This is a genomic window from Nocardia yamanashiensis, from assembly GCF_021183565.1.
Lineage (GTDB): Bacteria > Actinomycetota > Actinomycetes > Mycobacteriales > Mycobacteriaceae > Nocardia > Nocardia yamanashiensis.
In genome coordinates, this window is the sequence record NZ_CP089226.1 from 1,406,156 (window position 1) to 1,431,683 (window position 25,528).

At 69.0% G+C, this 25,528-nt stretch carries 25 protein-coding genes; 21 read left to right on the forward strand and 4 right to left on the reverse strand.

The features are described from left to right. Window positions 1–274 precede the first annotated feature (274 nt). From pyrR to LTV02_RS06770, 15 genes are all read left to right on the forward strand, one after another. Window positions 275–910 (forward strand): bifunctional pyr operon transcriptional regulator/uracil phosphoribosyltransferase PyrR, encoded by a 636-nt coding sequence (pyrR, locus tag LTV02_RS06700; RefSeq protein WP_233039039.1) that lies wholly within the window; start codon window positions 275–277, stop codon window positions 908–910. Beyond that, the gene (locus tag LTV02_RS06705) at window positions 907–1,872 is read left to right on the forward strand and encodes an aspartate carbamoyltransferase catalytic subunit (protein ID WP_233039040.1); all 966 of its coding nucleotides are present in this window, start codon (window positions 907–909) and stop codon (window positions 1,870–1,872) included. Before pyrR ends, LTV02_RS06705 begins: the two co-directional genes overlap by 4 nt. After that, window positions 1,869–3,224, forward strand: a complete 1,356-nt coding sequence (locus LTV02_RS06710) for a dihydroorotase (RefSeq protein WP_233039041.1) — start codon at window positions 1,869–1,871, stop codon at window positions 3,222–3,224. Before LTV02_RS06705 ends, LTV02_RS06710 begins: the two co-directional genes overlap by 4 nt. Continuing rightward, the gene (locus LTV02_RS06715) at window positions 3,224–3,724 is read left to right on the forward strand and encodes a PH-like domain-containing protein (RefSeq protein ID WP_233039042.1); all 501 of its coding nucleotides are present in this window, start codon (window positions 3,224–3,226) and stop codon (window positions 3,722–3,724) included. Before LTV02_RS06710 ends, LTV02_RS06715 begins: the two co-directional genes overlap by 1 nt. After that, window positions 3,721–4,836: a glutamine-hydrolyzing carbamoyl-phosphate synthase small subunit gene (gene carA / locus LTV02_RS06720; RefSeq protein ID WP_233039043.1), complete on the forward strand. Its 1,116-nt coding sequence runs from the start codon at window positions 3,721–3,723 to the stop codon at window positions 4,834–4,836. The genes LTV02_RS06715 and carA overlap by 4 nt, the downstream gene beginning before the upstream one ends. Continuing rightward, window positions 4,836–8,147, forward strand: a complete 3,312-nt coding sequence (gene carB / locus LTV02_RS06725; RefSeq protein WP_233039045.1) for a carbamoyl-phosphate synthase large subunit — start codon at window positions 4,836–4,838, stop codon at window positions 8,145–8,147. The genes carA and carB overlap by 1 nt, the downstream gene beginning before the upstream one ends. Before the next feature lie 2 nt (window positions 8,148–8,149). After that, window positions 8,150–8,974 carry an orotidine-5'-phosphate decarboxylase gene (gene pyrF, locus LTV02_RS06730; RefSeq protein ID WP_233039047.1) on the forward strand — a complete coding sequence of 275 codons (825 nt, stop codon included), beginning with the start codon at window positions 8,150–8,152 and terminating at the stop codon, window positions 8,972–8,974. Window positions 8,975–9,174: 200 nt separating this feature from the next. Beyond that, entirely contained in the window at window positions 9,175–10,008 is an 834-nt protein-coding gene (locus LTV02_RS06735; protein ID WP_233039049.1) for a patatin-like phospholipase family protein, read from the forward strand. 86 nt (window positions 10,009–10,094) lie between these two features. Continuing rightward, window positions 10,095–10,520 (forward strand): VOC family protein, encoded by a 426-nt coding sequence (locus tag LTV02_RS06740; RefSeq protein WP_233039055.1) that lies wholly within the window; start codon window positions 10,095–10,097, stop codon window positions 10,518–10,520. Window positions 10,521–11,080: 560 nt separating this feature from the next. Next, entirely contained in the window at window positions 11,081–11,404 is a 324-nt protein-coding gene (mihF, locus tag LTV02_RS06745; protein ID WP_033086940.1) for an integration host factor, actinobacterial type, read from the forward strand. 7 nt (window positions 11,405–11,411) lie between these two features. Then, complete coding sequence (gmk, locus tag LTV02_RS06750) at window positions 11,412–11,996, forward strand: guanylate kinase (RefSeq protein WP_233039057.1); 585 nt, start codon at window positions 11,412–11,414, stop codon at window positions 11,994–11,996. 40 nt (window positions 11,997–12,036) lie between these two features. Further along, complete coding sequence (gene rpoZ, locus LTV02_RS06755; RefSeq protein ID WP_067713345.1) at window positions 12,037–12,315, forward strand: DNA-directed RNA polymerase subunit omega; 279 nt, start codon at window positions 12,037–12,039, stop codon at window positions 12,313–12,315. Window positions 12,316–12,322: 7 nt separating this feature from the next. Beyond that, window positions 12,323–13,543, forward strand: a complete 1,221-nt coding sequence (gene coaBC / locus LTV02_RS06760; RefSeq protein WP_233039058.1) for a bifunctional phosphopantothenoylcysteine decarboxylase/phosphopantothenate--cysteine ligase CoaBC — start codon at window positions 12,323–12,325, stop codon at window positions 13,541–13,543. A gap of 200 nt (window positions 13,544–13,743) precedes the next feature. Then, window positions 13,744–14,958 (forward strand): methionine adenosyltransferase, encoded by a 1,215-nt coding sequence (gene metK, locus LTV02_RS06765; protein ID WP_067713341.1) that lies wholly within the window; start codon window positions 13,744–13,746, stop codon window positions 14,956–14,958. 105 nt (window positions 14,959–15,063) lie between these two features. After that, on the forward strand, window positions 15,064–17,739 hold the full coding sequence (locus LTV02_RS06770; RefSeq protein ID WP_233041511.1) for a primosomal protein N': 2,676 nt from the start codon (window positions 15,064–15,066) through the stop codon (window positions 17,737–17,739). Between the two features lie 89 nt (window positions 17,740–17,828). On the opposite strand, the gene LTV02_RS06775 is transcribed toward LTV02_RS06770, so the two are convergent. The 3 genes from LTV02_RS06775 to LTV02_RS06785 are packed head-to-tail and all read right to left on the reverse strand — an operon-like array spanning window position 17,829 to window position 19,609. Then, complete coding sequence (locus LTV02_RS06775; protein WP_233039059.1) at window positions 17,829–18,269, reverse strand: MarR family winged helix-turn-helix transcriptional regulator; 441 nt, start codon at window positions 18,267–18,269, stop codon at window positions 17,829–17,831. 4 nt (window positions 18,270–18,273) lie between these two features. Further along, entirely contained in the window at window positions 18,274–18,705 is a 432-nt protein-coding gene (locus LTV02_RS06780; protein WP_233039063.1) for a hypothetical protein, read from the reverse strand. Between the two features lie 58 nt (window positions 18,706–18,763). Next, window positions 18,764–19,609, reverse strand: a complete 846-nt coding sequence (locus LTV02_RS06785; RefSeq protein ID WP_233039065.1) for an SDR family oxidoreductase — start codon at window positions 19,607–19,609, stop codon at window positions 18,764–18,766. 78 nt (window positions 19,610–19,687) lie between these two features. Here LTV02_RS06785 and LTV02_RS06790 point away from each other — a divergent pair, with 78 nt between their 5' ends. Beyond that, a complete protein-coding gene (locus LTV02_RS06790; protein WP_233039067.1) occupies window positions 19,688–20,272 on the forward strand; it encodes a TetR/AcrR family transcriptional regulator in 585 nt (194 codons plus the stop codon). Window positions 20,273–20,275: 3 nt separating this feature from the next. On the opposite strand, the gene LTV02_RS06795 is transcribed toward LTV02_RS06790, so the two are convergent. Next, window positions 20,276–21,076 carry an ABC transporter ATP-binding protein gene (locus tag LTV02_RS06795; RefSeq protein ID WP_233039069.1) on the reverse strand — a complete coding sequence of 267 codons (801 nt, stop codon included), beginning with the start codon at window positions 21,074–21,076 and terminating at the stop codon, window positions 20,276–20,278. 89 nt (window positions 21,077–21,165) lie between these two features. Here LTV02_RS06795 and LTV02_RS06800 point away from each other — a divergent pair, with 89 nt between their 5' ends. From LTV02_RS06800 to fmt, 5 genes are all read left to right on the forward strand, one after another. Continuing rightward, the gene (locus LTV02_RS06800) at window positions 21,166–21,852 is read left to right on the forward strand and encodes an HAD family hydrolase (protein WP_233039071.1); all 687 of its coding nucleotides are present in this window, start codon (window positions 21,166–21,168) and stop codon (window positions 21,850–21,852) included. Window positions 21,853–21,971: 119 nt separating this feature from the next. Further along, the gene (locus tag LTV02_RS06805; RefSeq protein ID WP_067713662.1) at window positions 21,972–22,658 is read left to right on the forward strand and encodes a PadR family transcriptional regulator; all 687 of its coding nucleotides are present in this window, start codon (window positions 21,972–21,974) and stop codon (window positions 22,656–22,658) included. Window positions 22,659–22,818: 160 nt separating this feature from the next. Further along, the gene (locus LTV02_RS06810) at window positions 22,819–23,784 is read left to right on the forward strand and encodes an esterase/lipase family protein (protein WP_332909561.1); all 966 of its coding nucleotides are present in this window, start codon (window positions 22,819–22,821) and stop codon (window positions 23,782–23,784) included. A 64-nt stretch (window positions 23,785–23,848) separates the two neighbouring features. Then, window positions 23,849–24,415 (forward strand): peptide deformylase, encoded by a 567-nt coding sequence (gene def / locus LTV02_RS06815; RefSeq protein WP_067713321.1) that lies wholly within the window; start codon window positions 23,849–23,851, stop codon window positions 24,413–24,415. Then, entirely contained in the window at window positions 24,415–25,338 is a 924-nt protein-coding gene (gene fmt / locus LTV02_RS06820) for a methionyl-tRNA formyltransferase (protein ID WP_233039076.1), read from the forward strand. Before def ends, fmt begins: the two co-directional genes overlap by 1 nt. Window positions 25,339–25,528 lie beyond the last annotated feature (190 nt).

Sequence of the window (25,528 nt, forward strand, 5' to 3'; positions counted from 1 at the left end):
CCAGGCGGTCGGACCCTCGACGTGCTAGCCGGTGTCGGGTGGGGTGGCTGCGGGCGTGAACCTGGCCACAGCCCCGGCCCCTTCGCATAGCTGCCGGGTAGCCGGTTACCGCCGGTAGGGCGGATTCCTGCTGGTCGCGGCGGCGGTGCGGGTGCGGCGGCGGGCCGGTTGCGGAGGGGGTGCGGCGGCGGGGCGGTGTGGCGGCGCTGCTAGGGTGACCACTCGAAAGACATCCTTTAACGGACCGTCCAGTGAGGCGGGGAAGGAGGTCGGCATGGCTGTGCCCGAAGACCGGGCTGCCAAGTCGAGCGCTGCCGAGCATTCGCAGCGGCACGATCCCGAGCAGATCAACGCCGGGCGTGAGCTGCTGTCGGATCCGGATGTCGGCCGCACCATCGCCCGCATGGCGCATCAGATCATCGAGAAGACCGCCGTCGATTCCGCGGATCCGGCCGTCCCGCGCGTCGTGCTCATCGGAATCCCCACGCGTGGAACGACTCTCGCCAATCGATTGGCGCTCAAGATCGAGGAATTCGCCGGGGTGCGCCCCGCCGTCGGCTCCCTCGACATCACTCTTTACCGCGATGACCTGCGCAGCAAGCCGCATCGCCCGCTCGAGCGCACCTCGGTGCCCGAGGGCGGGATCGAGGACGCGCTGGTGGTGCTGGTCGACGATGTGCTGTTCTCCGGCCGCACGGTCCGCTCCGCCCTCGACGGGCTGCGCGACCTGGGCCGCCCCCGCGCCGTGCAGCTCGCGGTGCTCATCGATCGCGGGCACCGGGAACTGCCGATCCGCGCGGATTACGTAGGCAAGAACGTGCCCACCTCGCGCACCGAGGACATCTCGGTGCTGCTGCGCGAGCACGACGGTCGTGATGGTGTGTATCTGCGTCAGGAGGGCGAACTGTGAGGCATCTGCTGTCGGTCACCGATCTGGACCGCGACACTGCCACCGGTTTGCTGGACGACGCCGAACGGTTCGAGCAGGCGCTGCTCGGCCGCGAAGTCAAGAAGCTGCCGACGTTGCGCGGGCGCACCGTCATGACGGTGTTCTTCGAGAACTCCACCCGCACCCGGGTCTCCTTCGAGGTCGCCGGTAAGTGGATGAGCGCCGACGTCATCAATGTGAGCGCGTCGAGTTCCTCTGTCTCCAAGGGCGAGTCGCTGCGCGATACCGCGCTCACCCTGCACGCGGCCGGCGCGGACGCGCTCATCGTGCGGCACCCGGCTTCCGGTGCGGCGCACCAGATCGCGCGCTGGTTCCACGAGATGAACGACGGCGCGAGCGGTTACGCGGGCCCGGGCCCGGCCATCATCAATGCCGGTGACGGCATGCACGAGCACCCGACCCAGGCGCTCCTGGACTCGCTGACCCTGCGCCAGCGCCTCGGCGACCTGGATGGCAAGCGGGTCGTGCTGGTCGGCGACATCCTGCACAGCCGCGTCGCGCGCTCGAATGCCTTCCTGCTCAGCACGCTTGGTGCGGAAGTAGTGCTGGTCGCCCCGCGCACGCTACTGCCGGTCGGTGTCGAAGCCTGGCCGGTGCGGGTCTCGAACTCCCTCGATGCCGAACTGCCGGGCGCCGACGCGGTCATGATGCTGCGCGTGCAGGCCGAGCGCATGAACGGCGGCTTCTTCCCGTCGGCGCGCGAGTACTCGATCAACTACGGCCTGAACGAGCGTCGCCTGAAGATGCTCGACGAGCACGCGGTGGTGCTGCACCCCGGCCCCATGCTGCGCGGAATGGAGATCGCCCCGGCGGTCGCCGATTCGCCCAAAGCCGCTGTGCTGCAACAGGTCAACAATGGCGTCCACATGCGCATGGCGGTGCTCTTCCGCCTGCTGGCCGGAACCGACGAGGTGGTGGCATGAGCAAGATCCTGATTCAGAACGTTCGTTTGTACGGCGAGGGCGACCCGGTCGACGTGCTGCTGGCCGACGGTGAGATCCGCGAGATCGGCAGCGGTATCGCCGCGACCGACGCGGAGGTCGTCGATGCCACCGGCCAGGTGCTGCTGCCGGGCTTCATCGACCTGCACACGCATCTGCGCGAGCCGGGCCGCGAGGACACCGAGACCATCGAAACCGGTTCCGCCGCAGCTGCTCTCGGCGGCTACACCGGCGTGTTCGCCATGGCCAACACCAACCCGGTCGCCGACTCGGTGGTCGTCACCGATCACGTGTGGCGGCGCGGCCAGGAGGTCGGCCTGGTCGACGTGTACCCGGTCGGTGCGGTCACCGTGGGCCTCGAAGGCAAGCAGCTCGCCGAAATGGGCACCATGGCAGCGGGCGTCGGCAATGTGCGCATGTTCTCCGACGACGGCATGTGCGTCTATGACCCGCTGATCATGCGCCGCGCCCTGGAGTACGCGAACACCCTGGGCGTGCTCATCGCCCAGCACGCCGAGGAACCGCGCCTCACCAAGGGCGCTGTGGCGCACGAGGGTCCGAACGCCGCCCGCCTGGGCCTGGCCGGCTGGCCGCGCGCCGCCGAGGAATCCATCGTGGCCCGCGACGCCCTGCTGGCTCGGGACGCCGGTGCGCGCGTGCACATCTGCCACGCCTCCACCGCCGGCACCGTCGAACTCCTGAAATGGGCCAAGTCCCAGGGGATTTCGATCACCGCCGAGGTGACCCCGCACCACCTGCTCCTCGACGATTCGCGCCTGGAGACCTACGACGCGGTCAACCGCGTCAACCCGCCGCTGCGCGAGACCTCCGACGTGGCCGCCCTGCGCCAGGCCCTGGCCGAAGGCGTCATCGACTGTGTCGCCACCGACCACGCCCCGCATGCCGAACAAGACAAGTGCTGCGAATTCGCGGCCGCCCGCCCCGGCATGCTCGGCCTGGAGACCGCGCTCTCGATCATCGTCGAGACCATGGTCAACCCGGGTCTGCTCGACTGGCGCGGCGTCGCCCGCGTGATGAGCGAGAATCCCGCGCGCATCGTCGGACTCGACGATCAGGGCCGGCCCCTGCAGGTGGGCGAACCCGCCAACCTGACGCTGGTCGATCCGAATGCCGAGTGGACGGTCGAGGCGAAGAACCTCGCGTCGATCTCCACCAACACCCCCTTCCAGTCGATGACCCTGCCCGCGAAGGTGACCACCACCTTCCTGCGCGGCCGGATCACCGCCCGGGACGGGGTGGCCGCCGCGCCACGCGGGGGCGATGAGGTCTTCGCCGGTGGAGACCGGCGGGTGGGGAACCGAGGAGGTCCGTAATGGAGCGCACGCTGTGGGTGGTCGGGATGTTCGCGCTGTTCGCGCTGAGCATCTGGGGCATGTACCGGGCCTGGACCGGACGCGCCCGACGCCAGGCTTCCGCGATCGGTGAACTGCCCGCGGTGCCCGGCGATTGCGGGGCGCAGCTGCTGGAGCCGACCACCGGGATGTATCTCGGCAGCACCCTGGCCCCCAGCTGGATTCAGCGAATCACGGTGGGCGACCTGGGTTTCCGGGCCACAGCGGAACTCACCCGCTTCGAGCGCGGCATTCTGCTCGAGCGGGACGGGACGGGGCCGATCTGGATTCCGGAGGAATCCATTACGGCGGTCCGCGCCGAGCGCGGGCATGCGGGCAAGGTGATGACGGCAGAAGGCGTGCTGGTCATTCGCTGGAAATTGCCGACGGGAACCGAGGTGGATACCGGTTTCCGCGGAGACGACAAGACGGTGTACCCGGCCTGGACGGGTGCGATGACGGGAGACGAGGCAGAGGCATGAGCGGCGATACCGCAGTGATGGTGCTCGAGGACGGCCGGGTTTTCCGCGGTTCGACCTTCGGCGCCGTCGGACAGACATTGGGTGAAGCGGTTTTCTGCACGGCCATGACCGGCTACCAGGAAACCCTCACCGATCCGAGTTACGACCGGCAGATCGTGGTGGCCACGGCCCCGCAGATCGGCAATACCGGCTGGAACGACGAGGACGACGAGTCCTCGAAGATCTGGGTCGCCGGATACGCCGTGCGCGACCCCTCGCGCCGCGTGTCCAACTGGCGCGCCAACCGCAGCCTGCAGGACGAGCTGGAGAACCAGAGCGTCGTCGGCATCGCGGGCATCGACACTCGCGCGCTGGTGCGGCACCTGCGCAACTACGGCTCCATGAAGGCGGGCATCTTCTCCGGCGAGGCCCTCGCCGACTACGAGGAGCTGCTGGGCCGGGTCACCGGCCAGCCCTCCATGCTGGGCGCGGACCTCGCGGGTGAGGTCTCCACGGACGAGATGTACACCATCGAACCCGTAGGTGAGCACCGCTTCACGGTCGTCGCGGTGGACCTGGGCATCAAGTCCAACACTCCGCGCATGTTCGCCCAGCGCGGCATGCGGGTGCACGTGGTGCCCTCGAACGTGACCCTGGACCAGATCAAGGAACTGAGCCCCAACGGCGTGTTCCTGTCCAACGGCCCGGGCGACCCGGCCACCGCCGACGCGCAGGTGGCGTTGACCCAGGGCATCCTGGGCGAGAACCTGCCGCTGTTCGGCATCTGCTTCGGCAACCAGATCCTGGGCCGGGCGCTCGGGCGCGGCACCTACAAGATGAAGTTCGGCCACCGCGGCATCAATGTGCCGGTCATCGAACATCATTCGGGCCGCATCTCCATCACCGCGCAGAACCACGGCTTCGCCCTCGAGGGCGAGCGCGGCGAGGTGTTCGACACCCCCTTCGGCAAGGCCGAGGTCAGCCATGTCTGCGCCAACGACGGTGTCGTCGAGGGCGTGCAGCTGGTGAGCGGCCGCGCCTTCTCCGTGCAGTACCACCCCGAGGCCGCGGCCGGCCCCCACGACGCCGCGTACCTGTTCGATCGCTTTGCCATGCTGATGGAAGGAGCCTGATGCCACGCCGTACCGACCTCAATCACATCCTGGTGATCGGCTCGGGCCCGATCGTCATCGGCCAGGCTTGTGAGTTCGACTACTCGGGAACCCAGGCGTGTCGCGTCCTGCGGTCGGAGGGCCTGCGCGTGTCGCTGGTCAACTCCAACCCGGCCACCATCATGACCGACCCGGAGTTCGCGGACTCGACCTATGTCGAGCCCATCACCCCGGAATTCGTGGAGAAGGTCATCGCCAAGGAGCGCCCGGACGCCATCCTGGCGACCCTGGGCGGTCAGACCGCGCTCAATACCGCTGTCGCACTGCACGAGAACGGTGTGCTGGAGAAGTACAACGTCGAGCTGATCGGCGCCGACTTCGAAGCCATCCAGCGCGGTGAGGACCGGCAGAAGTTCAAGGACATCGTCGCCAAGGTCGGCGGCGAGTCGGCGCGCTCCAAGGTCTGCTACACCATGGCCGAAGTGCGGGAAACCGTTGCGGAACTGGGCTTCCCGGTCGTCGTGCGGCCCTCGTTCACCATGGGCGGCCTGGGTTCGGGCATGGCCTACAACCACGAGGATCTCGATCGCATCGCCGGCGGCGGCCTCGCGGCCTCGCCGACCGCGAACGTGCTCATCGAGGAATCCATCCTGGGCTGGAAGGAATTCGAGCTCGAGCTCATGCGCGACGGCAAGGACAATGTCGTCATCGTCTGCTCGATCGAGAACGTGGACCCGATGGGCGTGCACACCGGTGACTCGGTCACCGTCGCCCCGGCCATGACCCTCACCGACCGCGAATACCAGAAGATGCGCGATCTCGGCATCGCCATCCTGCGCGAGGTCGGCGTCGACACCGGCGGCTGCAATATCCAGTTCGCGGTGGACCCCAAGGACGGTCGCCTGATCGTCATCGAGATGAACCCGCGCGTGTCACGGTCCTCGGCATTGGCTTCCAAGGCAACGGGTTTCCCGATCGCCAAGATCGCCGCCAAGCTGGCCATCGGCTACACCCTCGACGAGATCGTCAACGACATCACCGGCGAGACCCCGGCCTGCTTCGAGCCCACCCTCGACTACGTCGTGGTCAAGGCTCCGCGCTTCGCCTTCGAGAAGTTCCCGGGCGCCGACACCACGCTGACCACCACCATGAAGTCGGTCGGCGAGGCGATGTCCATGGGCCGCAACTTCTCCGAGGCTCTCGGCAAGGTGCTGCGCTCGCTCGAGACCAAGGCGACCGGTTTCTGGACGCTGCCCGACGGCGAGTGGACCGACGTGCAGGCCATCCTGGACGATCTGAAGGTGCCCACCGAAGGCCGCATCTACCAGGTGGAGCGGGCGCTGCGCCTGGGCGCGAGCATCGAGGACACCGCCGCCGCCTCGGGTATCGACCCGTGGTTCGTGGCCGAGGTCGCCGGCCTGGTGCAGCTGCGCCAGGAGATCATCGACGCGCCGGTGCTGGACGAGTCGCTGCTGCGCACCGCCAAGCACTACGGCCTCTCCGATCGCCAGATCGCTTCGCTGCGACCGGAACTCGCGGGCGAGGGCGGCGTGCGGGAGCTGCGCCACCGGCTCGGCATCCGCCCGGTGTTCAAGACCGTCGACACCTGCGCCGCCGAATTCGAGGCCAAGACCCCGTACCACTACTCGGCCTACGAGCTGGATCCCGCCGCGGAATCCGAAGTGGCGCCGCAGCGCGAGCGCGAGAAGGTCATCATCCTGGGCTCCGGCCCGAACCGCATCGGCCAGGGCATCGAGTTCGACTACTCGTGTGTGCATGCGGCGCAGACGCTTTCGGCCGCCGGGTTCGAGACCATCATGGTCAACTGCAACCCGGAGACCGTGTCGACCGACTACGACACCGCCGATCGCCTCTACTTCGAGCCGCTCACCTTCGAGGACGTGCTCGAGGTGTACCACGCCGAAACCGAGTCCGGCACCGTCGCGGGCGTCATCTGCCAGCTCGGCGGCCAGACCCCGCTCGGTTTGGCGCAGCGCCTGACCGATGCGGGCGTGCCCGTGGTCGGCACCTCGGCGGCGGCCATCGACCTGGCCGAGGATCGCGGCGAATTCGGCGATGTGCTTGTCGCGGCGGGTCTTCCGGCGCCCAAGTACGGCACCGCCACCACCTTCCCGCAGGCCAAGAAGATCGCCAACGAGATCGGCTACCCGGTCCTGGTGCGGCCTTCCTACGTGCTCGGCGGGCGCGGCATGGAGATCGTCTACGACGAGCAGTCCCTCGAGGACTACATCTCCCGCGCCACCGAGATCACCCCGGACCACCCGGTGCTGGTGGACCGGTTCCTGGAAGACGCCATCGAGATCGACGTCGACGCGCTCTGCGACGGCGAAGAGGTGTACCTGGGCGGCGTCATGGAACATATCGAGGAAGCCGGTATCCACTCCGGCGACTCGGCGTGCGCCCTGCCCCCGATCACCCTGGGCCGCAGCGATATCGAGGCCGTGCGCCGCTCCACCGCCGCGCTCGCCAAGGGCATCGGCGTCAAGGGGCTGCTGAACGTGCAGTACGCGCTCAAGGACGATGTGCTCTACGTCCTCGAGGCCAACCCGCGCGCCAGTCGCACCGTGCCGTTCGTGTCCAAGGCCACCGCGGTGTCCCTGGCCAAGGCGGCCGCGCGCATCGCGCTGGGCGCCACCATCGCCGAACTCCGCAAGGAGGGCCTGCTGCTGGCCGAGGGCGACGGCGGCTACGCCCCGTTCGACGCGCCGGTCGCGGTCAAGGAAGCGGTGCTGCCCTTCCACCGCTTCCGCCGTCCGGACGGCAGCGGCATCGACTCGCTGCTCTCGCCGGAGATGAAGTCCACCGGCGAGGTCATGGGCATCGACGCCGATTTCGGTACCGCCTTCGCCAAGAGCCAGGCCGCCGCCTACGGTTCGCTGCCGACCGAGGGCACCGCCTTCGTCTCGATCGCCAACCGCGACAAACGCGCCATGGTCTTCCCGGTCAAGCGCCTGCACGACCTGGGCTTCCGCATCCTGGCCACCGACGGCACGGCGGAGATGCTGCGCCGCAACGGCATTCCGTGCGAGCGGGTGCGCAAGCACTCCGAGGACGGCGCCACCGCGGATCAGCCGAGCATCGTGGACATGATCAAGGACGGCGACGTCGACATCGTGTTCAACACCCCGTACGGCAATAACGGCCCGCGCGTGGACGGTTACGAGATCCGCACCGCCGCGGTGGGCGCGAACATCCCGTGCATCACCACCGTGCAGGGCGCGGCGGCGGCGGTGCAGGGCATCGAGGCCACCATCAACGGCGGCATCGGCGTGCGGTCCCTGCAGGAACTCCACGCCACCCTGCGAGGCTGAGCATGACGAGTTTCGGTGTGCGGCTGCGGGATGCGATGCGTGCGCACGGTCCGCTGTGCGTGGGCATCGACCCGCATCCGCCGCTGCTGCGGGCCTGGGGACTGTCGCCGGACGTGACCGGGCTCAAGGCATTCGCCGACGCCTGCGTCGAAGCCTTCGCCGGCCGCGTCGCCCTGGTCAAGCCGCAGGTCGCGTTCTTCGAGACCTACGGCTCCGGCGGGCTGATGGTTCTGGAGGAGGCCATCGGCGAGCTGCGGGAGGCGGGCACCCTGGTGCTCGCCGACGCCAAGCGCGGCGATATCGGCTCCACCATGGACGCCTACGCCCACGCCTGGCTCGGTGACGGCCCGCTCGGCTCCGACGCGGTGACGGTGTCGCCGTACCTCGGATTCGGTTCCCTCGCACCGGCGCTGGACCTGGCGAAGGCCAATGGCCGGGGCGTGTTCGTGCTGGCCGCCACCTCCAATCCGGAAGCGGCGGAACTACAGCGCATCACCGGTCCCGACGGCCGCAGCATCGCCCAGCGCATGGTGGACGACGCCGCGGCGGCCAACGCGGGAGCCGAATTCGGTTCCGTCGGCGTGGTAGTCGGCGCCACCCTCACCGAGGCCCCGGACCTGTCCGCCCTCAACGGCCCGATCCTCATGCCGGGCGTCGGCGCACAGGGCGGGGGAGCGGACGACATCCGAAAATTGGTCCCGGCGAGCGATCTCGGCGCGGTGCTGCCGAACGTCTCCCGCGAGGTGCTCAAGGCCGGACCGTCGGTTACCGCCCTCCAGGAGAAGGTGGCCGAACTGGCCGCCGAATTCGCCTTCCTACAGGGCTGAATCGGTGCCGGCGGTATCGAATACGGCCGCCCGCCACCGCAGACGATCGCGCGGCAACGCCGCCGCGCACAGTGGAACCGCCTCGGACGCTCGGGGCGGTTCCCGGGCGGTCGTGGCCGGGGCCCGCGCGAAATGCCCGCCCCGGCGCTGAATCTCGCTAGGGCGGCCTGGGGTGCGGGCGGCTCCGATACAGTGGCGGCATGTCTACCGCGCTGCCGCCCAATGGAATCCGTCACGCACTGGTTCTCGGAGGGGGTGGCGCGGTCGGCCTGAGCTGGATGGCCGGGCTGGTCGGCGCCCTGCGGGAGGCGGGGATCGACCTGGCCGCGGCGGACCGGATCGTCGGCACCTCCGCGGGGTCGATCATCGGGGCGATTCTCGCCGACGGCGGCGATATCGGCCGGGTGCTGCAACCGCCGTCGGCGGACAGCCCGAAGATCAACTTCAGTATGGCCGCGTTCTCCGAGGTGCTCGGGATTCTCATGACGCCGGGGATCGGCGCGTCGGAAGCCTGGCGGCGGGCCGGTGCGCGCGCCCTGGAAATGGGCCTGGGCGATCCGGAGGAGCACGTCGCCCGGATGGCCGGGCTGATCGGCACCACCGAATGGCCGGACAAGGACCTCGTCGTCACCGTGATCGACGTGACCGAGGGCAAATTCCGCGCCGCCACCAAGGCCGACGGCATTCCCCTCGAGCGCGCCATCGCCGCCAGCACCTGCGCGCCGGGCGTCTTCCCGCCGATCCCGATCGACGGCCACCACTACATGGACGGCGGCCTGCGCTCGCCCGTCAACGCCGACCTGGCCGCCGGCGCGGAGGTCATCGTGATCGTCGAACCCCTGGCGCACCTGTTCCCGCGCGCCCCCAAGGACACCGAACTCGGCAGCGGCACAGTGTTTTCCATCGCACCCGAGGCGGACGCCATCGGCCCCAACGTCTTCGACCCGGCCCAGCTGCTGCCCGCCTACGAAGCCGGCGTGCGCCAGGGCCACGAACTCGCCCCGCGCCTGAAGGACCTCTGGCCGGCCGCGTGACCGGTCCGGAACCCGCTACACGGCAGCGGGTCTCACCGCGCGGCTGATTACGCTGCACACCGAATCCCGGTGAAAGGTGTGACCCGATGTCCGACAACGAACTCGGCCTGCTCTCCTACGGCCAAACTCGTGTTCTGGTGGACGATTTCGCCACCAGCTTCCGCTTCTACCGCGATGTGCTCGGCCTGCCGCTCAAGGACGACCCGGCCGATGCCCCGCGCGCCGAAGACGGCCCCTACGCGTGCTTCGCGATCCAGGGCAACGACCTCGCGCTGTTCACCCGCGCCTACCAGGACGCCGCCATTGGCGCCCCGCACCGCGAGCGCGACGGCGTCGACGGCGTGGTGATCGTGCTGCGCGTCGCCGATGTCGACGCCGCCGCGAAGGCCGCCGTCGCCCGCGGGGCCGAATTGGTGAGCGAACCCGCAGATCAGCCCGCCTGGGGCATGCGCGTGGCACATCTGCGCGCCCCCGAGGGCACCCTCATCGAGCTCTGCCACTACGACGACTGACGGACTGTTCGCTCTGCGCGAAATCCGGGCCGCGCCGATTCCGGCCGCCGGGCCCGCTCAGTGCCGATTTCCGGCCGGTGGGGTCCGGTTTCGTCCAGGGAACTACACGCGTGTGTTTTCGTCGCTCCAGGAGCCTTCCAGGCGGTATTTCGCGTGGTCCAGGGGCTAGCCGTACGACCGTTTCGGTACTCGCCGGTCGCCCGCTGTGATGCGCGACACGCGGGGTCGTTTTTGCGCGACACGCCGATGAATCCAAGAAAAATCCAGGTCGCGTGATTACAGCTCGGTCACGGTTTCCGCACCGGCCGATCCGCACCTCTTCGAACCTGGGTTCGAACGTGAAAAACCCCTGGCCGCAAGGCTATTCGCGGCCCCCGGAGTAGGATCGGCGCAGCCGGTCGGAGGTGGCCCACCAGGTTGCCCGTTCGGCCGGGTCGTGCCCGGAATCACGCGCTGACCTGGGGGGTGGGTTCGCAATCGACAAGCGTCGTGGGTACGGTCGCTGAGACCACCGGGTTACCGGAGGTAGATCAAGCAATGAACGATGAGACGGAGGAACCGTGGCCCTTCCCCAGCTGACTGACGAGCAGCGCGCCGCTGCTTTGGAGAAGGCGGCTGCCGCTCGCCGCGCTCGGGCGGAGCTCAAGGAGCGCTTGAAGCGTGGCGGTACCGATCTGAAGACGGTCCTTGCCGATGCCGAGAAGGACGAAGTTCTCGGCAAGATGAAGGTGTCGGCTCTGCTCGAGGCTCTGCCGAAGGTGGGCAAGGTCAAGGCGGCCGAAATCATGAGCGAACTGGAGATCGCTCCCACTCGCCGCCTGCGCGGACTGGGTGACCGGCAGCGTAAGGCGCTGCTGGCCCGGTTCGACTTCAGCGCCGAATAATCCGAGGGTGGTCGAACACACTCGGAAGGGTCGACTGGTAGTCCTGGTCGGCCCCTCGGCCGTCGGTAAGTCCACCGTCGTGCGCTGCGTGCGCGAACGACTGCCCGAATTGGTATTCAGTGTGTCGGCCACCACCCGGGCTCCCCGGCCCGGTGAGGTCGACGGACGGGACTACCGCTTCGTCACCCGGGAGCAATTCGACGCCATGATCGAGGCGGACGAATTGCTCGAGTGGGCCGATATCCACGGTGGACTACAGCGGTCGGGCACCCCGGCCGCACCTGTGCGGGAAGCGCTCGCGTCCGGACACCCGGTCTTGATCGAGGTGGATCTGGAAGGCGCGCGCTCGATCCGCAAAGCCATGCCGGAGGGCCTGCTGGTCTTCCTGGCCCCGCCCAGCTGGGATGAGCTGGTGTCCCGCCTGACCTCACGCGGGACCGAATCGCCCGAGGTCATCGAGCGTCGACTGCAGACCGCTCGCACCGAATTAGCAGCTTGTGACGAGTTCGACATCGTCATCGTGAACGACGAGGTGACCAGCGCCTGCGAGCAGTTGGTATCGTTGTTCGTTAGCTCGAATTCGGGTTCTTGACCCGCATCCCATTCCGAACAACCCCGCAGGAGCCTTCCTAGTGAGTACGGACATCAAGACCGCGCCCGCCTACGACACTCCGGTCGGCCTCACCAACCCGCCGATCGACGAACTGCTGGAGCGGACTTCGTCCAAGTACGCGCTGGTCATCTACGCGGCCAAGCGGGCCCGGCAGATCAACGATTACTACAACCAGCTCGGCGACGGGATTCTCGAATACGTCGGTCCGCTGGTCGAGCCGGGTCTGCAGGAGAAGCCGCTGTCGGTGGCCATGCGCGAGATCCACGCCGACCTGCTCGAGCACTCCGAAGGCGAGTAGTTCCGCGGTGACCCGGATCGTCGTCGGAGTCGGCGGCGGAATCGCCGCTTACAAGAGCTGCAACCTCGTGCGCCGGTTTACCGAAACCGGGCACGAGGTTCGTGTCATTCCCACCGAGTCGGCGCTGCAATTCGTCGGCAAGGCCACCTTCGAAGCGCTTTCGGGGCATCCCGTGCACACCGGTGTCTTCGCCGATGTGCCGCAGGTGCCGCACGTGCGCCTCGGCCAGGAGGCCGATCTGGTCGTCATCGCGCCCGCCACCGCGGACCTCATGGCCCGCGCCGCGCAGGGCCGCGCCGACGACCTGCTGACCGCCACCCTGCTGACCGCGCGATGTCCCGTGCTGTTCGCCCCGGCCATGCATACCGAGATGTGGGAGCATCCGGCCACCCGGGCGAATGTCGCGACGCTGCGGGCACACGGTGCGATCGTCATGGAACCCGCGTCGGGTCGACTGACCGGTACCGACACCGGACCGGGCCGCCTGCCCGAGCCGGAGGAGATCTTCGGTCTCGCCCGCCTGCTGCTGGAACGCGCCGACGCGCTGCCGCGCGACCTCGAGGGCCGCCGCGTCGTGGTGTCGGCCGGCGGCACCCGCGAGCTTCTGGATCCCGTGCGCTTCCTGGGCAATCGCAGCTCCGGCAAGCAGGGCTACGCGCTCGCTCGCCTGGCCGCCCAGCGTGGCGCGACGGTGACGCTGATCGCGGGCAATACCGCCGGACTGGAACCGCCCGCCGCCGTCGAGGTGGTCAATGTGACCACCGCCGAACAGCTCAAGGTCGCGGTCGACAAGCACGCCCTGGGCGCGGACGCGGTCATCATGGCCGCGGCGGTGGCCGATTTCCGCCCGGTGAACGTGGCCGCGGCTAAAATCAAAAAGGGTGCGGGAGAACCGAATTCGATCGCACTCACCAAGACTCCGGACATTCTGGCCGGTCTGGTGCAAGCCCGTCGCGACGGGCAGCTACCGGGCACCGCGATCGTCGGCTTCGCCGCCGAGACCGGGGACGAGCACGCGGACGTGCTCACCCACGCCCGGGCCAAACTGGCCCGCAAAGGCTGCGACCTCTTGGTGGTCAATGCCGTCGGCGAAGGCAAAGCCTTCGAAGTCGACACCAATGATGGCTGGCTGCTCGGCGCCGACGGCACCGAGATCGCCCTGGACCACGGTTCCAAGGCATTGCTGGCCAGTCGAGTGCTCGATGCACTCGGTCCCTTGCTCCGCTGAAGCCTCGGCATCGCAGGGTTCGGACACGCCGGGAAAACCATCCCGGCAACTGTCTGAGTCACAATCTGTTCGGCACGGTGGGCGGCTCGCCCCTGTGACGAACATATTGGAATAGTCTGAGACAAAGGGTTGTGCGGTCGCGCCGAGGCGCTACTGTCGCAGGCCGATACGAGAAACCCGTTGAGGGAGAGGGAACAACTGTGCGCACGTCTGGCAGCCGCCTATTCACCAGTGAGTCCGTGACCGAGGGTCATCCGGACAAAATCTGTGATGCCATCAGCGATTCCATCCTCGACGCGTTGCTCGCGGCCGATCCGCGCAGCCGTGTCGCCGTGGAGACGCTGGTGACCACCGGTCAGGTGCACGTGGCCGGTGAGGTCACCACGTCGGCCTACGCCGATATCCCGACCATCGTCCGCGAGAAGGTCCTGGAGATCGGATACGACTCCTCGGCAAAGGGTTTCGACGGCGCTTCCTGCGGCGTGAACGTGGCCATCGGCGCGCAGTCGCCGGATATCGCTCAGGGCGTTGATCATTCGCACGAGGCCCGCGTGGGCGGCGAGGACGACGACATCGCGCGTCAGGGCGCCGGCGACCAGGGCCTGATGTTCGGTTACGCCACCGTCGAGACCCCCGAGCTGATGCCGCTGCCGATCTCCTTGGCGCACAAGCTGTCTCGCCGCCTGACCGAGGTCCGCAAGTCCGGCGTGCTGCCGTACCTGCGTCCCGACGGCAAGACCCAGGTCACCATCGAATACGACGGCTCCATCCCCAAGCGGCTGGACACCGTGGTCATCTCGACCCAGCACGCCGCCGATATCGATCTCGACAACCTGCTCACCCCGGACATCCGCGAGAAGGTCGTCGACTCGGTGCTGGCCGAGCTGAAGCTGCCGAACCCCCTGGACACCTCGAACGTGCGCCTGCTGGTCAACCCGACCGGCAAGTTCGTGCTCGGCGGGCCGATGGGTGACGCCGGCCTGACCGGTCGCAAGATCATCGTCGACACCTACGGCGGCATGGCCCGCCACGGCGGCGGCGCCTTCTCCGGCAAGGATCCGTCGAAGGTCGACCGCTCGGCCGCCTACGCCATGCGCTGGGTCGCCAAGAACGTCGTCGCCGCCGGCCTGGCCGAGCGCACCGAGGTCCAGGTCGCCTACGCCATCGGCAAGGCGGCCCCCGTCGGCCTGTTCGTCGAGACGTTCGGCACCGAGCAGATCGATCCGGCCAAGATCTCCGCCGCCATCGCCGAGGTGTTCGACCTGCGCCCCGGCGCCATCATCCGCGATCTGGATCTGCTGCGCCCCATCTACGCCCCGACCGCCGCGTACGGCCACTTCGGCCGCACCGACGTCGATCTGCCCTGGGAGCGCACCGACCGCGCGGACAAGCTGCGTGCGGCCGCCGGGCTCTAATTGACCCACACCGAATCCTCGACGGCGGGAGCGGAAACCCTCTGGGACTCCGCTCCCGCCGTCGTCGGTACGGTCACCCCCCACCCGGCGCGCCCCATCGCCCGGGTGCTGCCATTGCTCGAACCCGCCCACCTGGACCGGGATTTCGACTACTTGGTCCCCGCCGAGTTCGACGAGATCGCTCAACCCGGCGTCCGAGTGCGCATCCGTTTCTCCGGCCGCCTGGTGGACGGCTACATCCTCGAACGCCTCGAAAAGTCCCCCCACACCGGCAAACTCATCCGCCTCGACCGCGTGGTCTCCGCCGAACGCGTCCTCACCCCGGAGATCCTCCGCCTCGTCACCGCGGTGGCCGCCCGGTACGCCGGCACCCGGGCCGACGTCCTCCGCCTGGCCATCCCCCCGCGCCACGCAAAGGTCGAAGCCGAGGGCATCGACCAGCCCCCCAAGCCCGCGAAGCGCACCCGCGCCTCCAAGAAGCGCGCCTCCACGTTCGACACGCCCGCGCAGATCGATTCCGATTCCCCCGATCCGGCCGCGCCCGACCAGGATTCGCGGCTACGTGCAGCACCGGTCGATCTCGCCTCGGTCGATTCGTCCGAGAGCAGGGACGCCGGCGCCGGAGCTGAGCATGCGGCCACCGGAGCTACCGTGCTGGACGAGGCACTAGCATCCGCCGAGAGCCCCAGCACGGCAGAGGTTCGGTTGCCCATCGAATCTCAGGAGTCGACGCCGGGGCCTGAAATCGTTGTCGGCGAGCAGGATTCATCGACAGCCGTCGCGCCCGCCACCGCGTCGCAGTCCGGCTCGGACGCCGAGCGCAACGCGTCCCCTGCGTCGGTGGCGACGTCGGAACCGGTGGCATCCGGCGGGTCGGCAGGGGACGGTCAGGGCGAATCTTCGGTGGACGAGTCGGTCGGCGTGCGTGAGGCCGTTGCCGCGCAGCCTGTTTCCGAGCTGTATCCCGAGTGGGGCCGGTATCAGCACGGGCATTCGTTCCTGGAGGCGCTGGAGCGGGGGCGGGGGCCGCGGGCGGCGTGGCAGGCGTTGCCGGGGGAGGATTGGGCGCGGCGGCTGGCGGAGCTGGCGGCGGTGACGGTGCGGAGCGGGCGCAGTGTGGTGATCACGGTGCCGGATCAGCGGGATCTGGATCGGGTGCTGACGGAATGTGTTGCGCTGGTGGGGGAGTCGGCGGTTGGGCTGGCCGCCGGGCTGGGGCCTTCGGCGCGGTATCGGCGGTGGTTGTCGGTGTTGCGGGGGACGGCTCGGGTGGTGGTGGGGACGCGGAGCGCGGTGTTCGCGCCCGCGCAGCAGCTCGGGCTCATCGTCATCTGGGACGACGGGGACGACACGTTCGCCGAACCGCGCGCGCCGTATCCGCATGCGCGGGAGGTCGCCATGCTGCGGGCGCACGAGACGGGGGCGGCGTTCGTCGCGGCCGGGTTCGCGCGCACGGCGGAAGTGCAGGCGATCGTCGAATCCGGTTGGGCGCACGACCTGCTGGCCGACCGTGCCGAGTTGCGGGCCGCCACACCGCGGATCACCGCGCCCGGCGACAGTGACGCGGCTTTGGAACGCGACCCGATCGCCAAGGCGATCCGGATTCCGGGCGCGGCCTTCCTCGCGGCCCGGCAGGCGCTGAACGAAGGGCTGCCCGTACTGGTGCAGGTGCCGCGGCGCGGATACATCCCCGCGCTGGCGTGCTCCAAATGCCGGACGCCCGCCCGCTGCCGGCACTGCAACGGCCCGCTGGCCTTGCCGGACAACACGACTCAGGCCGCCGGCAGTAGATCATCCGGTCGTCGCGCCCCCGCCCGGGGCCCGGCGGAGGCCGTCCGGCGCGGCTTCGAAGAGGCGGGCAGGCGCGGCAATGCGGACCCGGCCGCCCCTGTGCTGGACGGCACCGCCGGCGTCGCGCCCGAACCCGCGGCCCCGGCCCGTGCCGAGGCGGCGGCGCAGCGCAGATCCATGGGAGTCGCCGCCGGAGTGAGCCGGGGCGCAGGGGATGTCGCGCACAGCCCCCAATGCCGCTGGTGCGGCATCACCGAGGCGGCCTTCCGCTGCGGGCACTGCGGTTCCCGAGCCCTGCGGGCCGTCGTGATCGGCGCGGCCCGCACGGCCGAAGAGCTGGGCCGCGCGTTCCCCGGCGTACCGGTGCGCGGCTCGGGCGGGTCCGCGATCCTGGACACCGTGCCGCCCGGCCCACAGGTCGTGGTGGCGACCATCGGCGCGGAACCCCCGGTGGCGGGCGGCTACTCGGTGGCCCTGCTACTGGACGGCTGGGCCCTGCTCGGCCGCGCCGACCTGCGCGCCGCCGAGGACGCCCTGCGCCGCTGGATGTCGGCCGCCGCCCTGGTGCGCCCCAAGGGCCGCGTCTTCGTCATGGCCGATGCCGGCCTGGCGACGGTACAGGCCCTGGTGCGATGGGATCCGGTGGGACACGCGCGATTCGAACTGGACGGACGAACCGAGGTGCGCTTCCCGCCCGCGGTGCGTTTCGCCGCCATCGACGGCACCACCGAATCCATCGCCGAATTGCTGGGCGAGGCAAAGCTCCCCGACTTCGTGGAAGTCCTCGGCCCCGTACCCCTCCCCCCAGGCGCCCGAAAACCCTTCTCCTCCGGCGATTCCCCCGCCGAAGTGGAGCGAATGATCCTGCGCGTCGACAAGTCCGAGGGCGCCGCCCTCTCCCGCGCCCTCACCGCCGCCCAAGCGGTCCGCAGCACCCACCGCTCCGACGCCCCCCTGCGAGTACAGATCGACCCCATCGACATCGGCTGACGATTCCGGAGATCCACGCCACCGCTCACCATCCTGACGGCACCGCGGATGTCCGGTGGACCGGGTGGAGCCGGCCGCGCCGAAAGCTGTCAGGAGCCGGTGATTTCCGCGCGGGGGAGGGCGGAGAGGGTTTGCAGGGCTGCGAGGAATCCGGCGCGGTCGGTTGCCGGGAGGCGGCTCAGCAGGCGTTCCTCCTGGGCGTGGATGTCGGCGCGGACGGCCTTGCGGAGGCGGGCGCCGGCCGGGGTGAGGGTGAGCAGGCGGGCGCGGCGGTCGGCGGGGTCGGGGCGGCGTTCGATGAGTCCGCGCTGCTGGAGGTCGTCGAGGACGGCGATGATGCGGGTTTTGTCGGCGCCGATCTCCTGGGCGAGGGTGCCTTGGCCGCGGGTGCTGCTCTCGCCGAGGGCCAGCAGGACGATGTAGGCCCACATGGTGAGACCGTGCGCTTCCAGGATGGGCTGTTCGGCTGCCACCAGGGCCCGGCCGAGCGGGACGATCATCGCCGCCAGGTCCGGCCGCTGTGCTGTCATGGGGTCAACGATATGCGGTGGGGCGGTGGGGTTGCTCGATGGTGTCGCGGGCGTGGGTCAATGCTTCGGTGGGGTCGAAGTATTCGGCACTCCAGGCGTGGAAACCCACGCTGATGCGGCCGCGCCAGTCGCGCATGATCTTGGCGTGGGTGGGCCAGCGCACGAAGCGGTGCATATCGGATTCGTTCTCCCACACCGAGATCGAGCCGCCCCGGAATTCGGCGGGGCGGCCCCACAGCCAGAGGCCGACCGCGCCCTGCATGACGGGCCAGGTTTCGCCGAGCATCAGGCCCAGTTCGTAGACCTGGCGACCGTCGGCTTCGGATCGGGATCGGAAATCGGTGATCCCGATGTAGACCGGTCCCGAGATGTCGTGGCGCGGACCGGGTTTCCAGGGCATGAGCACGGTGTCGGACGTGAACAAATCAGTAAGCATGTGCAGATAATAGGCACATGCTTACTGATGTTTCAATGGGCAGGCGGCGGCGCGTATTTCAGCGGAAGGCGCCGATGACGCGCTGTGCCCATTCGGCGTAGCTGGTCGCCGGTCGTCCCAGTACCCGTTCGATATCGCCGCTGACCTGCTGCTCTTCCGTGGTGGGCGCGCCGAGGATGTCGAGGGTGTGGTCCGCGACCGACTCGGGCATGAAGCGGAGCATGTTGCCGCGTGCCTGTTCGCGGGTCAGGTCGAGGAAGCGGAGGGGTTCGCCGAGTGCGGCTTGCAGGGCGGCCGCCTGTTCGCGCGGGGTGATCACGGCGGGGCCGGTGAGGGTGTAGATCTGTTCGTCGTGTCCGTCCTCGCGCAGGGCGGTCGCGGCGACGGCGGCGATATCGGCGGGATCGACGAGCGGCAGGCCGGTGTCGCCGAACGGTGCGGCGATCATGCGGTCGGCGCGGACGGGTTCGATCCAGGCGAAGGAATTGGAGAAGAAGCCGCCCGGCCGCACCACTGTCCATTCCAGATCCGAAGCCGCCAGGGCCTTTTCGAACTCCAGGGTGCGGGCGTACCCGTCGCTGCCGGCCCGGGTCACCGCGCCCTGCGAGGAAACGAACACCACGCGCCGAACCCCTGCCTGCGCAACGGTTTCCAGCAACTCCGCCGGGGCCGGCCCGGCGACCAGTTGCGGTCCGGTGATCAGCAGGAAGAGCGCATCCGCTCCCGCTACCGCCGCGCCGAGGCTGTCCAGATCGCCGATATCGCCGCGGCGGTGCTCGACGCCTGCGGGCAGATCCACCGGCTTCTCGCCCCGCGACACCGCGACCACTTTCTCACCCGCCGCGGCGAGGTCCCGCACCAGCGCGCTGCCGATATTGCCGGTCGCACCCGTTACCACGATCATCTGTCTCACTCCTGAGTTAGTTGGCTGACTAAGAAGAACCATAGAGCCCTCGACCGCGCGTTGTCTATAGTGAGTCGTATGACTAACTCAGGCTCTGGCGTGGCGACCCCGAAAGCTGGTAAACGCGAGCGCCTGGCCGCAGCGGCCGCGCAGGTGTTCTACGAACGGGGAGTGGAGAAGACGACCATCGCCGATATCGCCCGCGTGGCGGACGTGCCGGTCGGCAATGTCTACTACTACTTCAAGACCAAGGACCAGCTGATCCAGGCCGCCATCGGCGCGCACGCGCGCACCCTGGAAGAGATCATCGCCACCCTCGAACAGGTGGACTCGCCGGCGGAGCGGCTCAAGGCGCTGGTGCGCGGCTGGGTCGATCAGCGCGATCAAGCCGCCCAATTCGGCTGCCCCTCGGGCACTTTGGCCACCGAACTGGACAAGCGCGACGACGGCCTGGAACAGGAACTGGCCATCGTGATGCGCGGCCTGGTCGACTGGGTGCAGACCCAATTCGCCGCCATGGGCCGCGCGGACGCCCGCGAACTGGCGGTCGCACTGGTGGCGTCGTATCAGGGAATCTCCCTGCTCACCAACACCTTTCGCGATCCGGACATGATGGCCGCCGAAGGCCGCCGCCTCGAAGCCTGGATCGATACCCTGTCCTGAACCTCAGAGCTGCACGGCCCGTGCGGCATTCGCGCTCCAGCGCCCATCCGTCCGGGTGATCCGCACCGGATGATCGAAGGTGGCGCTGATGTGCTCGGTGGTCACCACCTCCTGCACCGGCCCGGAAACCACCGCCTGCCCATCACGCAGCAGCAGTGCGTGCGTGGTCCCCGGCGGCAGCTCCTCCAGATGATGCGTCACCAGCACCGACGCCAATTCCGGATGCGCGTGCTGCAACCGGTCCACCCGCTCCAGCAGCTGTTCGCGCCCGGCCAGATCCAGCCCCGTCGCGGGCTCGTCGAGCAGCAGCAACCGCGGGCTCGGCATGAGCGCCCGCGCGATCAGCGCCCGCCCGCGCTGCCCCTGGGAAAGGATGGGCCACTGCGCGTTTCGCCGATGCGCCAGCCCCATCAGCTCGATGAGCCGATCCGCCTCGGCCAATTGCGCGGCGCTCGGCTCCCAGCGCGGCACCAGCTCGGCCGTATTCGTCAGCCCGGTCAGCACCACCTCGTGCACGGTGAGCGGACTGCGCGGCGCGTGCCGCGGATCCACATGCCCGATGGCCGTGCGCAACTCCCGCATATCGACCCGCCCCAGTCGCTTGCCGAGCACCTCGACACTGCCGCTGGTCGGATGCTCGAACGCGCCCAGCATGCGCAGCAGCGTGGTCTTGCCCGCCCCGTTCGGGCCCAGCAGCGCCCAGTGCTCGCCCGGGTGCACCCGCAGCGAAACATCCTGCAGGATGGGCTTTCCGTCGCGCACGACGGTGACCGAGCCGACCTGGAGCACGGGGGAGTTCGTCATCGCTCCACCGTAGCAAACTCCTCAGACAAGTTGAGGAGTGCAGGTATTTTCACCGGATCGCCGGACGACCGCTGTGTAGGGTGGCCGGTATGGCGATCGAGGCGGTGCTCTTCGACTACTCCGGCACGTTGTTCCGCTTGGAGGAAGCGGAATTCCACAATGCCGCGCTCACCGACAACGACGGCCGGCCCCTGGACACCCACGAGGTCACCGAGATCATGCAGGCCATGACCGCTCCGGTCGGGCAGCTGGTCCAGCTCGACGCGGACGGCCAATACGCCTGGGAGCGCAGGGATCTCAGCCCCGAACTGCATCGCACCGCGTACCTGCAGGTGCTCGAGCGCTCCGGCGTCCCCGCCACCGCGGCGCGGCAACTCTACGAGCGCCTGCTCGACCCGCTGGCCTGGACCCCCTACCCCGACACCGGCGATGTGCTGCGCGCCCTGCACGAGGGCGGCCGCGCGGTCGCGGTGGTCAGCAATATCGCCTTCGATCTGCGCCCGGCCTTCGCCAGCCGCGGCTGGGACCGCTATGTCGACTACTTCGCACTGTCCTTCGAAGTCGGTGCGATGAAGCCGGACCCGCGCATCTTCCAGGCCGCGCTCGACAAGCTCGGCATCGCGCCCGCAAAAGCGCTCATGGTCGGCGACAGCATGGAGGCCGATGGCGGCGCGACCGCGCTCGGCTGCGAGTTCGCCCTGGTCGAGCCGCTCGAAACGGCCGACCGCCCCAATGCCCTGCGTGACCTGCTGTTCGCGCGCGGCCTGCCCAACTAACAGTCCCGACTGATCGGTTCGTGTCCCAGTTCACTCTTGTCATGGATAGATTGCCGATATATCGTCGATAGCAGCAAATGCAACGACGAGCCTTCGAAGGAGGCATCACCATGGAACACATGGACAACATCGAACGGGGCCGCGGCCCCTGGCGGCGACCGCGTGCCGAAGAGTCGCAGGGCCCCGAACATCCGCGCTTCCGCCGTGGCCGTGGACCGCAGGGTCCGCGCGAACACGGCCGTCACGGTCACGGCCGTGGCTTCGGTCCGGACTTCGGACCCGGTTTCGGTCCCGGCGGATTCGGCGGCCCCGGCCAGCCGTTCGGCCGGGGACGCGGTCGCGGTGGCCGCGGCCGGCGTGGCGATGTGCGCGCGGCGATTCTGCTGCTCCTGCAGGAACGCCCCATGCACGGCTACGAACTGATCCAGCAGATTCGCGAGCGCAGCCAGGACGTCTGGCGGCCCAGCCCGGGGTCCATCTACCCCGCGCTGTCCCAGCTCGAGGACGAGGGCCTGGTCATCATCGAGAAGGTGGCCGGTCGCAAGACCGCCAAGCTCACCGAGGCGGGCACCACCTACCTCGAGGAGAACCGCACCGAACTCGGCGATCCCTGGCAGGACGTCAAGGACGGCGTCGGCGATCAGGCGCTCGACCTGCGCGGTCTGATCGGCCAGCTGATGGGCGCGGCCGCTCAGGTCGCCGCCGTCGGCAACAAGGAACAGGCCGAGAAGGCCGCCGAGGTACTCACCGAGGCGCGCCGGGCGCTCTACCGGATCCTGGCCGAAGACGACACACCCGAAAAGTAGTGGGACGCGAATACGCCACCCCGCCGGGCGATTCGGCAAACTTCCAGGGATGATTCATGACATGGGACAACAGGGCCCCGTGGCGAATTGTGACATGGGACAAGGGAGTCGGGCGAAACGGACGCGAGTGCGTCGGTTCGCACCGGCGGGGGTTATGGCAATGGCGGCCGTCATCGGGGCCGCCGCACTACCGAGCAGTTCGGGCCCGGCGGGCGCCGAACCGGGCGCGATCGCCGCAGCGTCGGTGGTCACCGTGCCACTGCATCAGGGCCCGGTGCAAACCGATCACCTGGGCGCCTCGAAATATCTGAAGGACCATCCGGACGCGGCGCCCCAGGGCGCCAACGACTTCGGCTGCAAGCCCAGCGCCGAACATCCGCGCCCGGTCGTGCTGGCGCACGGCACCGACTCCTCGGCCTATTCCGACTGGGCGGCACTCAGCCCGCAACTGAAGGACGCCGGCTTCTGCGTCTTCGCCCTGAACTACGGCGGCAAGGCCGGCAAGACCAGTTACGGCACCGAGGACATCTGGGCCAGTTCGGCTCAGGTCGGCGGGTTCGTCGACCAGGTGCTCGCCGCCACCGGCGCGGCGCAGGTCGATATCGTCGGTTTCTCCCAGGGCGCCAGCGTGACTCGCTACTGGATCAACAAACTGGGCGGCGCGCCCAAGGTCGGCCAATGGGTCGGCGTGGCCTCGCCCAGTTACGGCGGCGTCATGTACGGCCTGGTGCCGGTGGCCTATGCCGCGCCGTTCATCTTCACCGTCGTGGAGATCGCGACCTCGACCGCCGCCATCCAGCAGGCCGCCGATTCGCCCTACATCAAGGCGCTGAACGCCGGCGGCGACACCGTGCCGGGTGTGCGTTACACCACGCTCGGCAGCCGGGTGGACGAGATGATCCAGCCGTTCGACAACATCGCGCTCAAGGGCGCGGGGGCGACCAATCTGGTGCTGCAGAATCTCTGCCCGGACGATCTGACCGGTCATTTCCACATGGTCTACGACCCGTTCGTGCTGCGGACCGTCGTCAATACCCTCGATCCCGAGCACACGGTGGCCCCGGTCTGCACGCCCGTGCAGCTCGGCACCGGCATCAAAGAAGTGGTGGAAGCCGCGCACTCCTGATCGGCGCGGCCCGCGATGTCCGTAAAATGAGACGACCGTATTCGTTCATGACCGGGAGTCGCCCGTGACCATCCAGCCTGTCCGCCTGTTCGGCGATCCGATCCTGCGCGCTCGCGCGGCGGAGGTCGAGACCTTCGACAAGGAGGTGCGCCAGCTGGTAGCCGACCTCACCGACACCATGTACGAGACCGGTGGGGTCGGGATGGCGGCGCCGCAGATCGGGGTCGGGCTGCGGGTGTTCGTGTACGACACCGGGGACGCGGCCGGGCATCTGGTGAATCCGGTGTTCGAGGTGCTGGGCGAGGAGACCCAGACCGGGCCGGAGGGCTGCCTGTCGATTCCCGGTGTGCGCGAGGACGTTACGCGGCCGAACGCGGTGCTCGCGCGCGGCGTGGACGTGGACGGCAAGCCGGTCGAGTTCCGGGCCGAGGGACTGCTGGCGCGCTGCGTGCAGCACGAGACCGATCACCTGGACGGGATCCTGTTCCTGCAGCGGCTCGATCCGGCCACCCGCAAGGAGGCGATGCGGACGCTGCGTGAATCCTCCTGGTTCACTGCGGGAGTCACCACGCTGCCCGCCTCCGAGATCAGTGGCCGGCGCAAGGCCGCGGCGCAGGAACGGGGTCGCTGATGCGTCTGGTTTTCGCGGGCACGCCCGAACCGGCGGTGCCCTCGCTGCGGCGGCTCATCGAGTCCGCCAATCACGATGTGGTCGCCGTGGTGACCCGGCCGGATGCGGTCTCCGGGCGGGGGCGCAAGGTGACCCGGTCGCCGATCGGCCTGCTGGCGGACGAACACGGTATCCCCGTGCTCACCCCGCGCCGGCCGTCGGAGCCCGAATTCATCGCCCAGCTCACCGAATTGGCGCCCGACTGCTGTCCGGTCGTCGCCTACGGCGCGTTGCTGCCCGAATCGGTGCTGGCGATTCCGAAGCACGGCTGGATCAACCTGCATTTCTCGCTGCTGCCCGCCTGGCGCGGCGCGGCGCCGGTGCAGTCGGCCATCCTGGCCGGTGACGAGATCACCGGCGCGGCGACCTTCCTGATCGAGAAGGGCCTCGACACCGGCCCCGTCTACGGCACCATGACCGAGACCATCAAGGTCACCGACACCGCGGGCGTCCTGTTGGACCGCCTCGCCCACAGCGGCGCGGTCCTGCTCGAATCCACCCTCGACGGTATCGAAGCCGGTGCGCTGCAAGCGGTCCCGCAATCCACCGAAGGCATCTCCTACGCCCCCAAGGTGGAGGTCGAAGCCGCCCGCATCCGCTGGGACGAGCCCGCCCTCGCCATCTCCCGCCGCATCCGTGCTGTCACCCCCGCCCCCGGCGCCTGGACCGAATTCGACGGCAAACGCCTCAAACTCGCCCCCGTCGAAATGCTCGAGGAAACCCTCCCCACCGGCACCGTCGACGTCCGCAAAACCGGCGTCTACCTCGGCACCGCCACCACCGCGGTCCGCCTCACCGAAGTCCAGCCCCCCGGCAAACGCATGATGCCCGCCCTCGACTGGGCCCGCGGCGCCCGCCTGCAACCGGGCGCGGTGTTCGAGTGACCCGCCCCGACCGGGGGCATGGCGACGATTCGCGACGGATCGGCGGCCACCCCGCGCTCGGTGATGCCCGTGGCAGCGCGGGCGGAACCGCGCCGCACCACCTCCGGCGGACGCCGGAACTCGGAACCCACCGACGTTCAGTCGTGGTGTTCGAGTGAGCCGCCCCGACCGGGGGCAACCAATCGACCAG

What these genes read in the sequence shown, in the direction of transcription:
- pyrR (WP_233039039.1), top strand. Translation starts at nt 275, where the DNA reads ATGGCTGTGCCCGAAGACCGGGCTGCCAAGTCGAGCGCTGCCGAGCAT.
- LTV02_RS06710 (WP_233039041.1), top strand. Translation starts at nt 1,869, where the DNA reads ATGAGCAAGATCCTGATTCAGAACGTTCGTTTGTACGGCGAGGGCGAC.
- LTV02_RS06715 (WP_233039042.1), top strand. Translation starts at nt 3,224, where the DNA reads ATGGAGCGCACGCTGTGGGTGGTCGGGATGTTCGCGCTGTTCGCGCTG.
- carA (WP_233039043.1), top strand. Translation starts at nt 3,721, where the DNA reads ATGAGCGGCGATACCGCAGTGATGGTGCTCGAGGACGGCCGGGTTTTC.
- carB (WP_233039045.1), top strand. Translation starts at nt 4,836, where the DNA reads ATGCCACGCCGTACCGACCTCAATCACATCCTGGTGATCGGCTCGGGC.
- pyrF (WP_233039047.1), top strand. Translation starts at nt 8,150, where the DNA reads ATGACGAGTTTCGGTGTGCGGCTGCGGGATGCGATGCGTGCGCACGGT.
- LTV02_RS06735 (WP_233039049.1), top strand. Translation starts at nt 9,175, where the DNA reads ATGTCTACCGCGCTGCCGCCCAATGGAATCCGTCACGCACTGGTTCTC.
- LTV02_RS06740 (WP_233039055.1), top strand. Translation starts at nt 10,095, where the DNA reads ATGTCCGACAACGAACTCGGCCTGCTCTCCTACGGCCAAACTCGTGTT.
- LTV02_RS06775 (WP_233039059.1), bottom strand. Translation starts at nt 18,269, where the DNA reads ATGACAGCACAGCGGCCGGACCTGGCGGCGATGATCGTCCCGCTCGGC.
- LTV02_RS06780 (WP_233039063.1), bottom strand. Translation starts at nt 18,705, where the DNA reads ATGCTTACTGATTTGTTCACGTCCGACACCGTGCTCATGCCCTGGAAA.
- LTV02_RS06785 (WP_233039065.1), bottom strand. Translation starts at nt 19,609, where the DNA reads ATGATCGTGGTAACGGGTGCGACCGGCAATATCGGCAGCGCGCTGGTG.
- LTV02_RS06790 (WP_233039067.1), top strand. Translation starts at nt 19,688, where the DNA reads ATGACTAACTCAGGCTCTGGCGTGGCGACCCCGAAAGCTGGTAAACGC.
- LTV02_RS06795 (WP_233039069.1), bottom strand. Translation starts at nt 21,076, where the DNA reads ATGACGAACTCCCCCGTGCTCCAGGTCGGCTCGGTCACCGTCGTGCGC.
- LTV02_RS06800 (WP_233039071.1), top strand. Translation starts at nt 21,166, where the DNA reads ATGGCGATCGAGGCGGTGCTCTTCGACTACTCCGGCACGTTGTTCCGC.
- LTV02_RS06805 (WP_067713662.1), top strand. Translation starts at nt 21,972, where the DNA reads ATGGACAACATCGAACGGGGCCGCGGCCCCTGGCGGCGACCGCGTGCC.
- LTV02_RS06810 (WP_332909561.1), top strand. Translation starts at nt 22,819, where the DNA reads ATGGCGGCCGTCATCGGGGCCGCCGCACTACCGAGCAGTTCGGGCCCG.
- fmt (WP_233039076.1), top strand. Translation starts at nt 24,415, where the DNA reads ATGCGTCTGGTTTTCGCGGGCACGCCCGAACCGGCGGTGCCCTCGCTG.